Annotated in this window: 14 protein-coding genes; 3 read left to right on the top strand and 11 right to left on the bottom strand. The window is 44.7% G+C overall.

Translation table 11 applies throughout. The annotated features are described in order from the left end of the window. The first annotated feature begins 88 nt into the window (after positions 1-88). Positions 89-799, top strand: a complete 711-nt coding sequence (locus R7190_RS13065; RefSeq protein ID WP_054575158.1) for a hypothetical protein — start codon at positions 89-91, stop codon at positions 797-799. Between the two features lie 82 nt (positions 800-881). On the opposite strand, the gene fruA is transcribed toward R7190_RS13065, so the two are convergent. From fruA to fruB, 3 genes are read right to left on the bottom strand one after another with little or no spacing between them, the layout of a single operon-like run. Further along, complete coding sequence (fruA, locus tag R7190_RS13060; protein WP_005376409.1) at positions 882-2621, bottom strand: PTS fructose transporter subunit IIBC; 1740 nt, start codon at positions 2619-2621, stop codon at positions 882-884. Positions 2622-2639: 18 nt separating this feature from the next. Continuing rightward, a complete protein-coding gene (gene pfkB, locus R7190_RS13055) occupies positions 2640-3611 on the bottom strand; it encodes a 1-phosphofructokinase (RefSeq protein WP_186585340.1) in 972 nt (323 codons plus the stop codon). Positions 3612-3620: 9 nt separating this feature from the next. After that, positions 3621-4754 carry a fused PTS fructose transporter subunit IIA/HPr protein gene (fruB, locus tag R7190_RS13050; RefSeq protein ID WP_005386065.1) on the bottom strand — a complete coding sequence of 378 codons (1134 nt, stop codon included), beginning with the start codon at positions 4752-4754 and terminating at the stop codon, positions 3621-3623. Positions 4755-5127: 373 nt separating this feature from the next. On the opposite strand from fruB, the gene cra reads away from it, so the two are divergent. Next, the gene (cra, locus tag R7190_RS13045) at positions 5128-6108 is read left to right on the top strand and encodes a catabolite repressor/activator (protein ID WP_065275272.1); all 981 of its coding nucleotides are present in this window, start codon (positions 5128-5130) and stop codon (positions 6106-6108) included. A 17-nt stretch (positions 6109-6125) separates the two neighbouring features. Here the strand turns inward: cra and R7190_RS13040 are convergent, their stop codons facing one another. After that, positions 6126-7079, bottom strand: coding sequence for an endonuclease/exonuclease/phosphatase family protein (locus tag R7190_RS13040; RefSeq protein ID WP_186585338.1), 954 nt, complete (start codon positions 7077-7079; stop codon positions 6126-6128). A gap of 234 nt (positions 7080-7313) precedes the next feature. Between R7190_RS13040 and R7190_RS13035 the strand changes: the two genes are divergently transcribed. After that, on the top strand, positions 7314-7847 hold the full coding sequence (locus tag R7190_RS13035; RefSeq protein ID WP_005376400.1) for an RNA-binding S4 domain-containing protein: 534 nt from the start codon (positions 7314-7316) through the stop codon (positions 7845-7847). Between the two features lie 106 nt (positions 7848-7953). On the opposite strand, the gene R7190_RS13030 is transcribed toward R7190_RS13035, so the two are convergent. The 7 genes from R7190_RS13030 to R7190_RS13000 all read right to left on the bottom strand — a co-directional run bounded on the left by R7190_RS13030 (position 7954) and on the right by R7190_RS13000 (position 14488). Then, positions 7954-8772, bottom strand: a complete 819-nt coding sequence (locus R7190_RS13030) for an EAL domain-containing protein (RefSeq protein ID WP_005386068.1) — start codon at positions 8770-8772, stop codon at positions 7954-7956. Positions 8773-8864: 92 nt separating this feature from the next. After that, complete coding sequence (locus R7190_RS13025) at positions 8865-9785, bottom strand: amino acid ABC transporter permease (protein ID WP_017820957.1); 921 nt, start codon at positions 9783-9785, stop codon at positions 8865-8867. Positions 9786-9866: 81 nt separating this feature from the next. Continuing rightward, complete coding sequence (locus R7190_RS13020; RefSeq protein WP_170893211.1) at positions 9867-10685, bottom strand: transporter substrate-binding domain-containing protein; 819 nt, start codon at positions 10683-10685, stop codon at positions 9867-9869. Between the two features lie 9 nt (positions 10686-10694). Beyond that, on the bottom strand, positions 10695-11492 hold the full coding sequence (locus tag R7190_RS13015) for an amino acid ABC transporter permease (protein WP_005376396.1): 798 nt from the start codon (positions 11490-11492) through the stop codon (positions 10695-10697). Beyond that, positions 11492-12226 (bottom strand): amino acid ABC transporter ATP-binding protein, encoded by a 735-nt coding sequence (locus R7190_RS13010; RefSeq protein WP_017820955.1) that lies wholly within the window; start codon positions 12224-12226, stop codon positions 11492-11494. Before R7190_RS13010 ends, R7190_RS13015 begins: the two co-directional genes overlap by 1 nt. 162 nt (positions 12227-12388) lie before the next feature. After that, a complete protein-coding gene (locus tag R7190_RS13005) occupies positions 12389-13045 on the bottom strand; it encodes a lysoplasmalogenase (protein ID WP_186585336.1) in 657 nt (218 codons plus the stop codon). Positions 13046-13339: 294 nt separating this feature from the next. Further along, a complete protein-coding gene (locus tag R7190_RS13000; protein ID WP_186585334.1) occupies positions 13340-14488 on the bottom strand; it encodes an iron-containing alcohol dehydrogenase in 1149 nt (382 codons plus the stop codon). Between the last annotated feature and the right edge of the window lie 191 nt (positions 14489-14679).

The raw sequence follows: 14679 nt of genomic DNA, 5'->3' as shown, positions 1-14679 counted from the left end.
TCATTTGCTTGATTTTAATGATTTTCTTACGATTACAATGCAAATCATGCGTATACTGATGTAACGACACATCAAAGATTGAGATTACATGAATAAGCGCATATTAAACGGACTCTTCTTCGTTGGTTCTTTCACCTTGGTTGGCTGCACCGCGACGAATAGCATGCCGACAGAAACCAAACAACCTGCCCCTAAAATTAACAGTGTTAGTGCCGAAGTCATTTCCAGTTGGATTGATAGTAAGGTTTTAGCCCCTGAAGGGCTGTCGCTCGAGCAAGACAACCTACGTTATCTATCGGGTAGCGCCGACCTAAACAGCGACGGAAAGGCAGAACACATAGTGTTGCTTCAAGATCGCTATTTCTGTGGTAGTGGTGGCTGCTCTGCATATATGTTTGATAATGAGGGAAACGTTATTAATCGAATGTCGGTAACTCGTACGCCTATTGTACTAGCCGACAGTTACAGTAATGGTTGGCAGGACTTTATCGTTTGGAGTAATGGCTCATATCGACTCATGAGTTACAACGGTGAATCTTATCCAAGTAACCCGTCACTAGAGCCAAAGGTGGATCGAGACGCTAACCAGCAGGCGGCAATCGCAAATGTAATGGCGACAGAGCTTTATCAGCAAGACGGCTATGACATTCTGCCCGCAGATTCAAAAACCTTGTGGACGCCAGCTAACGTTTACCACTTTACCTTCAAGCACTACGGTGACCCGCATAGCGCTTATCAAGCAACGGTGGATATGAGCAGTGGGGAAGTAGACATTGTAGCCGTTCCGGCTGCGGAATAAAAAACACCTCCCTTAACCGGAATCAAAGGGAGGTGCTAAATGCCAAATTCGAGGGTGGCATTGTTAACCGGAGTCGCTCTAATTAAGCTGCGACTTCTTGTTTCGCTTCTGCTTTGCTTTTTAAGAATGCGTAAGTAAAGCCAGTTACCGCTGTACCTGCTGCAATAGCCACTAAATACATTAATACTGGTGAAATTGCGTTAGGAATTAGCAGCACGAATAGACCGCCGTGTGGTGCCATTAATTTCGCACCGAATAGCATCGATAGGGCACCAGTAAGCGCGCCACCGGCCATACAAGATGGAATCACGCGCATTGGATCTTTCGCAGCAAATGGAATTGCGCCTTCAGAGATGAAACACAGGCCCAAGACAAATGATGCTTTACCAGCCTCACGTTCATTTTGTTCAAATTTGTTCTTCGCAATGAAGGTCGCTAAACCCATACCTAGCGCAGGAACCATACCTGCGGCCATGATTGCCGCCATTGGTGCGTAAGTTTGTGAAGCCAGAAGGCCAACACCAAATGCGTAAGCGGCTTTGTTTACCGGGCCTCCTAGGTCGAAACACATCATAGCGCCAAGGATAATACCCAGTAGTACTGCACTGTCAGAACCCATGTTGTTTAGGAAGTCAGTCAGGCCGTTCATGATGCCTGAAACTGGGCCGCCTACGATGTAGATCATGACAAGTCCGGTGAACAATGTTGCCACAAATGGAATGATCAGAATCGGTTTTAGCGCCTCCATCGATTGTGGCAGTTTCACCTTATCTGCGAGGAGTTTCGCTGCGTAACCAGCAATGAAACCAGCCGCGATACCGCCAAGGAAACCTGCGCCAGTAGAACTTGCTAGCATACCGCCAACAAGACCAGGAGCGAGACCAGGACGGTCAGCGATTGAAAACGCAATATAGCCAGCAAGTACAGGAATCATCAATGCGAATGCAGAGCCACCACCAATGTTCATCAAGGCTGCTGCTAGTGTGCCTTCTTCTTTAAATGCTTCAATACCGAACACGAAAGATAGAGCGATGATCAGACCACCTGCGACAACCACAGGCAGCATATGAGACACACCGGTCATCAGGTGTTTGTAAGCGCCTTTTTTCTCTTCGGTGGAAGATGAAGAGTTAGCTGAACCAGAATGTTGATACACCGTGGCTTGCTCGAATGCTTTGTCCATCTCTTCGGCTGTTTTTTTCAGAGCTGGGCCTGTTTTCGTGCGGTACATCTTTTTGCCGTTAAAGCGATCAAGTGGCACTTCAATATCCGCAGCAATGATCACCAGATCGGCATCTGCAATTTCTTGCTCAGTCAGTTGGTTTTTAGCGCCAACTGAACCACGAGTTTCCACCTTGATTTGATGGCCACGACGCTTGCCTTCTTCTTCTAAAGCTTCTGCCGCCATAAAGGTATGCGCAACGCCAGTAGGGCATGCCGTGATTGCAACAATCTTCTTTGATGCTGATGTTGTATCTGTAGTGATAGGGGCTGCAAGTGTGGTTGCTTTTTCAAGTAAAGTGGCGTTTTCAACCGCTTGCTGGAGAAACGCAGTTGCGTCTTTTGCTACTTCGCTAATTTCCGCTTGGTAAACCTTTTTTCCTACAAAACGAGAAGTGTCGACGCTAGTATTTGCCGCAATGACAATGACTTCTGCTTGTTCAACGTCAGCTTCCGTCAATAGTGTTGGTTCAACCACACTTGATTGACATTCTATTTTGGCATTCCAGTTTAATTTTGCGGCGGCTTGTTCTAGTAATCCTGCCGCAAGGATGCTATTTGCTACACCGCTCGGACAGGCAGTAATAATGGCAATATTCATACGATAACCTTCTGTTCCTTAGTTTTGTTCTAAGTTTGTAATAGGGTAAAGCGCGCTAACTTCAGTTTGTCGCTTGATATTTTCCAGTTCTTCCTGACTGGTTAGCCCTACGCCAACTTGACTAACTGCCAAAGCAGAAAGTGCCGTAGCGAAGCGCAATAAATCGTTTTTAGGCATCAGTTGCATGTGGCCCCAACACAAGCCAGCGACCAGCGTATCGCCTGCGCCAACGGTGCTCACTACATTCATTCGAGGCGGTTTTGCACTAAGCCATTCGCCTTGGTTGAGCCACATAACACCGTCAGGTCCCATAGAAACCACGATGTTTTCTATGCCCTTGTCGCTCAGTGTTTGCGCAGCAGCTTGGCATTGTTCAGGCGTTTCTAGATGTTCGCCAACAAAATCACCAAGTTCTTCATCGTTAGGTTTAATTAACCATGGGTGAGCATCAATACCTGACTTCAATGCGGCTTTGCTACTGTCGAACAACACCTTTTTGCCTTGTTGATGCAGTGCTTCTATCCATGCAGCGCATTGCTCTGCAGTAACACCGCCCGGTAGGCTGCCTGCCAATACAAAGTAATCGTGTGTTTCAGCAAGGCGGAATAGGGTTTCTTCAAAGCGCGCGATTTCTTCTGCCGTAACTTGAACACCAGGGAAGTTAATGTCACTAACGTTTCCATTAGCCTCAACGAGCTTGACGTTGATACGAGTTGCACCTTGTACTTCTACAAACTCATTCTTAACGCCGATGTCATTGAAAAGCTGATGGAATAGCTCAGGGTTATTTTTACCAAGAAAGCCGGTAACCGTGACATCTGCGCCTAAATCGCTCAACACTTTTGCTACGTTGACACCTTTACCTGCAGCGTGGAGATTGCTTTGCTGTACTAAGCTCACGGAACCAACGTTTAGTTCATTTACTGAACCTGTTAAATCCAATGCCGGGTTGAGCGTAATAGTGACAACCTTATTTGTTTTGTTTGTCATATCGGATCCTTAACCTTCACCAAGGCCAGAAGCGATTGCATTTCCGATAGACTCCAAGGCTTGCGGCGCATCAGGGCCTTCTGCTGTAAATTGAAGTTGGTGACCGTGCTTAACGCCCAGCGCGATGACTTTCATTAGGCTCTTCGCGTTTACTGCTTTTCCATCTCCGTCTAGGTTGGAAACACGTATAGTGGATTCAAACTTTTTCGCTTCTGCGACTAACATTGCCCCCGGACGAGCATGTAGGCCGTGAGAGTTTTTGATTTTAAATACAGCGGTATTGCCTTCTTCTGAAGATGCAGCTGTGACTTCTTCACCTTTGAACAAAGCAAGAATCTGTTCTACTGATGCATCTAAAAGCTTGCCGTGTTCATTGTTAAACACAATATTAGAAAGCGTTTTTAGGATAGGTTGGTGAGCATTGTTACATGCCGCGAACGCGACAAGTGCACGCACTTTTTGACCTTCATATTCGCAGTCGTTTGCCGTCGAGACAAATGACACACCTGTGCGAGTGACATGTTTGTCACTGCCAATTAACCACAGGCCATTACCTAAGTGAGTTGGTTGTTTGGTAACGAGATCTGCAACGAATTCGTTATCAGCACATCCCGTATTTTTCAACAGACCACCAGCAACAGCACTCATCTGTAGCATGTCGCTCGCAGGGAACATCAGTTGAATTAAAGAAGCGTCAAAGTCTGCTTCAAGCTGAACATCACCGTGCAGTAGGGCGATGATTTCGTCTTCATTTTTTGCATTACGCAGACGTTCTTCTACGCCATCTGCGCCTAGCACTTTGGTGAGCTGTTTAAGAATGCCAAGGTGCTCATCAGATTTAGCTGCGATACCGATAGCGACGAACACAGTATTGCCATCACCCCAGTCGACACCTTGTGGGAAGTGGTGCACAGCAACACCCGTTGTTTTCACCATTGCACGAGTGTCGGTTGTACCGTGCGGTATGGCAATACCGTTCCCCAAAAACGTAGAGTTTTGGTTTTCACGGTTTAGCATGCCTTCAACGTAACCTTGCTCAACTAGGCCTTTATCAGTCAGGCTATGAGCAATACTCTTTATTGCTTCAAACTTATCTGTCGCTGATTGCGAGAGGGTAATGTCGTTCTTATTTAGCTTAAGCATGGTGCTTCTCCAGCCTTAAGGTATCAATTTAAAAATGTATTCTGTGTGAGAAGTTGAACGCCGCTTCTTCTGAGCGCTTATCACTCCTCAAACCTTTTATATTTCAAGCTAAATCGATTCAGCTTGTTGGTAAATTTTTTAAAAGACTCAGAAAAACTGTTTTAAAAACTGACGTTAACAAACGAGCCTTTGCCGCTGTCCTATAGCCTAGCTCACAAATTGGTTTGTTGCGTGTTCGGGTGATTTACGTCAATTTTTAAGTTTTGCTGAATCCTTTCAGCTTTTATACTGAATCGGTTCAGCTTATAATTCAACTTATCGAAAGATCGTTGATGTATTAATATGATCGCGCGCACAGAATAAGGTTTAGAATATGACACTGGATGAAATAGCCAAATTAGCGGGTGTTTCTAAGACAACTGCAAGCTATGTGATTAACGGAAAAGCGCAGAAATACCGCATCAGCGAGAAGACTCAGAAAAAGGTGATGGCCGTTGTAGAAGAGTACAATTATAAGCCAGATCATGCGGCGTCTTCCTTGCGGGCAGGTAATTCACGCTCATTTGGGCTTATCATCCCAGACTTAGAGAACACCAGTTATGCGCGTCTTGCAAAGCTGATAGAGCAAAACTCTCGGAAAGCGGGGTACCAAATTTTGATTGGCTGCTCTGATGATGATCCTGATACAGAGCAAAAGGTGGCGGAAGCATTAGTCAGTCGTCGTATTGATGCGTTGTTTGTGGCAAGTGGTATGCCCACTGCAAACGAGTATTATCTTAAGTTGCAAAATTCTGGTACGCCAGTTATCGCGCTAGACCGTCCAATGGATGATGAGCACTTTTGTTGTGTCATCAGCGAAGATTTTGATGCCGCACTTGAACTCACTCAGTCAGTACTGTCCGAGGATATAAAGTCCATTGGCTTAATCGGTGCATTGCAAGATCTTCAAGTCTCAAAAGAGCGTGAGCTCGGTTTTCTATCTGCTTCTCAACAAGGTTGTAAAACGGCAACAGTGGGTTATGGACAACACTTCTCCCGGGAAGAAGGCAAGAAAGTCTTAGAGAGGTGGTTAACAGAGAACGCATTGCCAGATGCCATTGTTACAACGTCATATACACTGTTAGAAGGTGTGTTGGATGTAATGCTAGAAAAACCAGAACTGATGGGAAAGGTGCGTTTAGCAACATTTGGTGATAATCGACTGCTGGACTTCTTGCCTGTGAAAATCAACTCTTTGCCTCAACAGTTTGAGTTGATCGCGGACAGCGCAATGGAGTTAGCACTCAACGCTTCCGCCAAGCGTTACAAGCCTGGCGTAGAACTTATCCCGCGTAAAATTGTGAAACGTCACTAAGTAACTAAATAGGTTGCTCAAAGCTTTACTTCAGCAGTCAGCGCCACAAATGCGTGGTCGCTGGCGTTTTTATCTCTGTCATAAATCGGGTTGATCAGATGTTGGTTAGACACCTGATAGTCAACAACCTCGGCAACCGATATATCTGATAAGGTATCAAACTCTTGCGAGAGCAAGATATAGTCGAGTACATTCCCAGTGGAAAAATGATAGTGCGTGGCTGGGCGTTCATCCTTCAGGGTGTCACTTTGCAATAACCAACCATCTTTGAGTTGTAATTCAGTGACGCTGTCACCAGTATTGGATACCAATGCGCTGTTAACGCTGATAGGAGTGATAGGTTGATTCATATCGCCCATTAACACTGTCGGCATTGGTTCTTTTCGATACCTCTTTTGCATCGCGTCTCTTAACATCGCTGCTTCCCAGCCTCTTTGCTGGGTGGATAACCAGCGCCCAATAATCGTGCTAGACGTTTCTGGTTGTTCTGAGTCGGCCGGGCGTTGAGATTTCAGGTGCGTTACGTAAACGGCGATATGACCAAGTACAGGATGTATTACTTGGGCATAGATAGGTTTGCGACTGAACTCTGGAACAACACTTACTCCAAAAGGCTCAAGCGTTGCTAAGTCAAACTCTACCGCTTGTACTTTTTCTATTGGAAACCGAGATGCGATTGCCACAACAGGGCTTGAGTAAATGTACTCATCTTCAACATGTGGGGTGTCAACGGTCGCAAAGTAGGGGTAGCCGATGGTTGAAAAAAATTCCTGGGTCTTCTCGATACTGAACACTTCTTGTAAGCCAATCACGTCGCCTTCCAGTTTTTCAACTTGACGTTGCGTCCACGAAAGTTTGTCTCGCCATTGCTCTAACGAGTATATGTTCTCGAAATCATAGTAGGCGTTAGGCGGTGCGACAAAATTAAACAAGTTCGCAGTGACAAAGGTAATTCTACTTGGTTGAGACAAAGTATTCGCTCTTTTCAACAATAACTTAGAGAGTATATACCTTCAGGTTGCGTAATTGCAGCTTCGTTTGAGCTACGCATCGGTATACAAGCTAACAAGCTAACAAGCGACAAGTTAAATGGGTTAAGAGGTGCTCAAATGCCAAGGCGAATCGGTGATTGAACATCGGCAGAGGTTTCTATTTTTAAGCATTGCGTTTAAACTTCAGGGCATCAAATAGTAAGAGTAAGTAACATGACCCAAGATTACGACCACGAAGAGTATTTAGAAGGCGAAGAGATTGAGATCGAAGCGATTGGCATCGATGTTGATGCGCATCCAATCGAACTGTACAAGCTTTTTAAAATCGCAAACTTGGTCAGCGGTGGCGGCGAAGCAAAACATATCATCGAGGAAGGCTACGTCGCGGTGAATGGTGAACTAGAAACACGTAAGCGCCGCAAGATGTATGATGGTGACTTTTTTGAGTTTAACCAGGAATATTATGTTGTGGTTTGCGATGCGCCAGTAACCGAACCTGAAACGGCAGAGCAAAAAGCAGAAAAGAAAGCGAAAAAAGAAGCGCAGTCTTCTCGTAAAGATAAGTCTCGTCAAAGTAAGTCACCTAAAGCCTCTGGGCCTAAATCAACAGGCCGTAAAGCGGCACATAAAGAGCGTAAAGCGCAGAAAGAAGCGTTGTCTCAGTCTGCTAAGAAAGGCAAAAAAGAAGACAAACCGCAAGCCACTCGTGATCCGAAGAGCGGTCGTAATTCTATTGATTTTTTCTAGGGAAATGAACGCTTAACTAAATAAGTGACATCTGAGTAAAACTAAAAAGCGCCGAGCATATTATATCGGCGCTTTTTTGGTTTCACTGTGCTGTAAGTGGGCAGTGTTAATGCACAGTCGTCTCGATGTTTAGGCTATCTGTCCAGTGATGAATGGCGCAAGGCTTTCCTAAGTAAAAGCCTTGGTAATAATCCAAATTAAGTTGATACATAGCTTGTAGCTGCACGTCTTCTTCAACCCCTTCTATAATGACTTTTGCTCCCATATGATCCGCTAGATCAACGGCGCTATGTATGGAAAAGGTTTCTCCGGCGCAGTAGTCTAGCAAATAGGAACGATCGATTTTGATGATGTCAGGGCAGAGCTGCTGAACACGTGCGATATCAGAATGTTGGGCGCCAAAATCATCGATAGCAAAGATAAAACCATTTGCTTTCATTAACTGTACGGCTTTGATTAATAAATCCGTATTTCCGCATGACTCTTCGACTACTTCAAAAACGACGTCTGATGGGCTCATACCAAGTTCGGAAAGGCGTTTGTAAAGCAGGCCGTTATCTTTAAAGCCCATGTCTTTGGTTAGTGTGAGTAGCGTTTGAGGCATGACGTTAAGAAACAGTTTGATCGGCGTCCCCGCGAAATAGCGTGCAAAATTTCGAATGTGCATTGCTCTGGATAAAAACTCTACACATAAGCGAAAGTAGGGATCAAGACCATTATTGGCCAGAAACACGTCAGGACGAATTAGGGAACCATCAATGCCACGAATACGCAGTAAGGCTTCCATACCAATAATACGTTGGCGTCTATCAAAAATTGGCTGATAAACACTGTGAAAAGTGAATTGATTGAGAACTACGTAATATTCACCAAGATTATCTTGTTTTATGTATCGCTCGTAGTCGGATTGATTCTTTAACTCCATGAAAAACGCCGAAAATTTAGCATCTTGCCAATGTAACAGGGTGCAATTCTGATTTGAAGAATCAAATGTGCCTAATTACATATGCGGTTGAGTTAATTTGAAATGGCTTCCGATTTTGCTTCAATATGGCGAAAAATAAGTGACAGACCAAAACAAATTAAGAAGTAAGCAAGGCCGACAATCAACCAAATTTCAAATATATACCCTGATGAATTTGCCATCTCTGTCCCAACAAACGTCATTTCTTGTATCGAAATCAGTGAAACAATAGAGGTGTCTTTCACCAAAGAGATGGTTTGACCGGCAAGTGCAGGTGTTATTGATTTAAGCACCTGTGGCGCGATAACAAATCGGTATTTCACCCATCGAGACAAGCCCAATGAGTCAGCCGCTTCCCACTGACCTTGGTCGATACTTTGTAAACCACCGCGCACAACTTCTGCAATGTAGGCAGAAGAGAGTAAGCCGACGCATAACACGCCAGAGGCAAGGTTTTCCCAAAGGTTAGAAGGCCCAAACAGAAAGCGCTGTAGCGCATTTGGTTCGCCGTTGTAGTTTCGTAGAAGATCTTCCAAACCGAGCAACGGGATCAATTGGTTAGAAATGAAAAAGTAGAAAATAAAAACAAACACCAACGGAGGGATGTTTCTCACTAACTGGATAAACGCATTGGCAGGTGTGCGCAACCAAACGGAACGAGAGAAGCGTGCTAAGCCTAACAAAGTGCCAAACACTAATGCGAAGCTGATGCCCCAAATACTGAGCCTTAACGTCGAAATCAAACCTTGGAAGAAGTAGGGCAAACCACCATCTGCTCTAGGCGTGAAAAGTAATTCAAGCGCCTCTTTCCACTGCCACAAATAATGCACACCAACAGCGGACCGATGGTACAGCCAAACACCACCGATACCGCACATAACAAGTAGTACCCAGTCTAGTGTGTTTAATTGCGGTAAAAGGTAGCCTGTGCTGGATTTCGCGGGTGCTGTGCGAGTGGTAGTGTGTTCGCCCAAAAATTTGACTCCGATAAGTTATGGAAAAGTAAAATGGATGATTGGAGAGTATAGGCTCGCGGCGTCCACGAGCCATTTAGATTACTGGCCTTGCGCGACTTGATCTTGCCAATCTAATGTCGAGAACCAGTATTCATAACGTTGTTTTAACCATCCATCTTGGGTTCTTGCTTCAATCCATTTATTGAAAAAGGCCTTTTTATCTTCTTCCCCCAAGCGAACTGCAAAGGCTTCGTTACCTTGTGATAGTCGCTCAGAGAATGGAAGGAATAGTTTGTCGCTGTGTTTCACTGTCTCATGTTCTGGTTTTGGGCTAGAAGCAATGACCGCGTGGGCGTTACCATTCAGCACCTCTTGGAACGCTTGCGCGTCGTCATCAAATTGCAGGATCTTCGCTTTCGGGAAGGTTTCTCTGGCTACTTGAACGGTGAATGCGCCGCGACGAGCCGCAATTTTTACGCGTCGTGAGTCAAAATCCGAAAATTCGCTAAAACCAGAGGCGAGTTCTTTGTTTGCTGCTACTTGAACGCCTGAGTGCGAGTAGGGCGCAGTAAACAAGACGCTTTTGGAACGTTCAGGCGTAACAGACATGCCACCAATGATCACGTCGAACTTTTTCGCCAGTAGTGCGGGAATAATGCCATCCCACGCAGTCGGTACGAATTCCACTTTCAAACCTGAATCTTCTGCTAAGCGTTTGGCAACATCGATTTCAAAACCGATTAACTCGCCTTGCTTGTTACGCATTGCCCAAGGTACAAATGTTGACATACCAACGCGCAAAGTACCTCGTTCTTTGATTTGATCTACATTGGGTGTGGCGACATCTTCTTTCGCGATTGTAGGCATAGCTATGGCTAGCCCTAATAATGCAGTAATGGTCGCTTTGAATAACTTCATGTTATCTCCTTATAATTTGCGCCAACTGGCTCCGAGTTTGTGTTCTAGCCATGCAGACAAGCCAGAAAGTGACAGAGTGAGAGCAAGATAAATTGCTGCCACGGTAAACCAAATTTCGAACGGCATCGCCGTCTCTGAGACGATGTTGCGTGCCTGTGTCGTTAGATCAAAAATCGCCATCACGCTTACAATGGAAGAGTTTTTGATCAAAGAAACCACTTCATTGGTTAATGGCGGTAATGTGCGCTGTAAAACCTGAGGCAAAATCACGTCTTTGTAGGTGTAAAACGGTGATAGTCCGAGAGTTTGTGCTGCTTCGAATTGCCCTTTAGGAATACTGTTTAAACCTGCACGGAATATTTCCGCGGTGTAGGCACCTTGGAAAAGGGATAATGCCAAAACGGCGGTGCTGAATCGGTCCAAACCAATCACGGGGCCAAACACGAAGTAGAGTAAATAGATTTGCACCAACAACGGCGTGTTACGTATTACTTCGACATAAGTGGTACCAATAACATTGCCGACTTTCGAATCGCTAAGCCTTAGTAACGCGGTGACCAACCCCAACACTAAGGTAAAAAATAGACTAATAGCAGAGATGTTAAGCGTGACCAATAGCCCATCAATAAGTTCTGCCGGCCACCATTCGCCATCTTCATAAAAAGCGATGTAATCAGGTACGCGCTCCCATTGCCATTGATAGCCCATAGCGTCGGCACCAGAGTCCAACACCCACACAATCGCTATGAAGAGGAGCGTCATTTGCAGTAAAGCTTGAAGGACAGGTTTGATTACGCGAACTATCATCAGTAACTTAAAATTTGGTTCAAAAATGCTTGGGTGCGTGGATGCTGTGGTGTCTCAAATAAGGCGACTGGAGAGTTCATTTCCACGATTTGGCCTTCATCCATAAATACCACGCGGTTCGCTACTTTTTTGGCAAATCCCATTTCATGCGTGACGCAAATCATCGTCATTCCGCTTTGAGCCAGCTCAACCATGACATCCAACACTTCGTTGATCATTTCCGGATCAAGCGCTGAAGTTGGCTCGTCAAACAGGAGTAAATCCGGTTCCATACACAAGGAGCGGGCAATCGCGACGCGTTGCTGCTGACCGCCAGAAAGCTGGATAGGATACTTACTCGCTTGCTCTTCAATATTGACTCGCTTTAGGTAATGTCTTGCGCGTTTTTCAGCTTCTTGTTTTGATAATTTGTGTGTGCGAATCGGCGCTAAGGTGAGGTTTTCCAGTACAGTCAAATGAGGAAAAAGGTGAAAGTGTTGGAACACCATGCCGATTTTACCGGGCTTGAGAGATTTTGCGTGAGAAGGCTGGTCGAACACATGAAGCTGGCCTTCTTGAATCGATTCAAGATGATTGATGCAACGAATGAGCGTTGATTTTCCGGAACCTGAAGGGCCACACACCACGACGATCTCGCCAGAATGCACAGAGAAGTTGATGTCTTTTAGAGCGTGGTAATCGCCATACCACTTATTTACGTCGCTAAACTCAACGACGGGAGTATTCTCTTTCAAAGGGGCACGCTATAACGGAAAAATATCCTTTTACAATAGCAAGTTGTGCGCGTAATTTCATTAAGAATAAGCTAATGTTTAGGCGATGATTTTAAGACTCTATTCAGATCGCTTACAAGATACATCCATGTTTCTTTAATGTTGGTGCAGTCTAGAGTATGACTAACTCAGTTCAACGAGATACGGATAACGAACAACAATCGCAACAACAGACATAACCATTAGTGTCTGTGCAGAATAGTAGGTCACCATGACAACTTGTCGTGAAAATATTGACCGTCCTCCAAAGCGTTCGAAAGCCAATACGATGCCAGAGATAATAAAGATAAAGCTTCCGAGCACTGCAAAAGAGGAGGATTGTGTTTTCCCACTCAAATAATACTCGATCGAAGCCCAGCACATAGTCATCAGTACCAATATATAACTAGCAACTGGCCGTTTTTCTTTACCGAGATCCGGTCGGAACAACCAGTAGACGCATATACCGAGTCCGAACAAGGCAATTGGGAGCCAAGGTGTAAAATGCCACGCTGACATGATGGCAAAACCATAACTATAGGAGAGATGGGCAGAGCAAAAGAGCACTAATCCTGTAACGAACTTGTCTCTAGGGAGCATTAATAACACGTCACCAAGCAACGAGAGCGATAAGCCAATCAAAATCCAATGCGCATATGGCATTGGGTAAGCCGGGGACTGAATTAAAATACCAAGCATACAGAGCACTGGTAATGGTTTAGAAACGTAAAAGAGCCATTTAGAGCCTTTACGGATACTGATGATATGTATGAATGCTAATACGACAACAACTAGCCACATAAAGTGTTTTCTCGAACAGACAAAATTATGTAGTACATCACTACAACAAATCAAAACTTAATTAACGAGTTAACTCGTTCTTTGATCTCAATTATTTTTATTTGTGTAAAGCTGGACAGTTGTCTCTTTACTAACCAACACGGCCGATTTTTTGTCTGGAGGGAATCGTTGTTTTTAGAAGCCTCCTCGTTTTGAACGTGATGTGGCTTACAAAATAGCATAAAAAAACGGTATTGTGACTGTTAAGTCACAATACCGTTAAACCCTAGGAAGGGCAGTGAAGAATTGTTGCAGTTATGAGACAGCTAACTCTAAGATTTCTCGGCTACGTTCAAGTGTGATCGCCTGGTTTTCACCTAAAACAGTCATGCCGTGTTTGTTTAGTTGATCAATGATGGCATCGATAGCTTGTTCACGGCTCTCACCATAGTTTTCGAGCTTAGTTGCGACATCAAGTTGATGATAAAACGCTTCGATAGATTCGATTGTGCGCTCTGCTAAATCCTCACCTGCTTCAAGACCAAATACGTTGCGACCCATTTGTTCTAACTTAGGGCGCTTAAACTGCATTTGGTTACGAAGTAACGACGGTTGGACAATTGCAAGAGAACGCGCATGATCAACGCCCCATAGAGCCGTTAATTCATGGCCGATCATATGTGTTGCCCAGTCTTGTGGAACGCCACTACCAATTAACCCATTCAATGCTTGGTTAGCAGACCACATTAAGTTTGCGCGCCACATATCGTCGTCTCGTTCCGCAAACTGTTCTCCGAGTTTTTTTAAAGTTTTCAGCAGTGTTTCTGCGTAACCATCTTGAACCATTGCACCGGTAGGAAGCGTCAAGTATTGCTCACATACGTGCACCCATGCGTCAACAATGCCGTTGATAAGCTGGCGTTCTGGCAGTGTTTTCATTACATCTGGGTCTAACACGGCAAATTTTGGCTGCACTGCTGGAGACATGAACGGAAGTTTGTCTTGAGTTTCTTTTTTAGTGATAACTGCGCCCATGTTTGACTCTGAGCCTGTTGCTGGCAATGTCAAAATTGCAGCTAGAGGCGTCGCTTCAGTGACTTGGTGCTTACCAATCATGATATCCCAACCATCACCATCATACTTTGATGCCGCAGCTACGTATTTGGAACCATCGATGACTGAACCACCACCTACCGCTAGAATAAAATCAACACCATGCTCTTTTACCATTGCGACTGCTTTATCGAGTGTTTCTTTGGTTGGGTTTGGTTCAACACCTGAAAACTCTAGCCATTCATGTCCCTCAAGAGCTTCTGCTACTTGGTCGTACACGCCATTTTTTTTGATGGAGCCACCACCGTATACCACTAAAACTTTTTGGTCGGATGGGATAGCTTCTTTGATTGCTGCGATTTGTTTTTGACCAAAGAAAATCTTGGTTGGGTTTACATAAGAAAAGTTCATTATTAGCCCTCTTGCTTCCAGTGAAGGAGATTGAATACATGCATATTAGTCCTGATTAACGATCGTTAACAGGTCGATTTCTGCAAATAATTTGCCTATTTCTACAAAATTAATGCTCTTGAGCTAGAAAGTTAAAGTCGAGAGGAAGTATAGTGCTCGAAACGATAATAGAGACCAAACTCGTTGGTCAT

The organism is Vibrio sp. 1078-1 (genome assembly GCF_033340475.1).
This window is presented reverse-complemented; position numbering and strand designations above follow the sequence as displayed.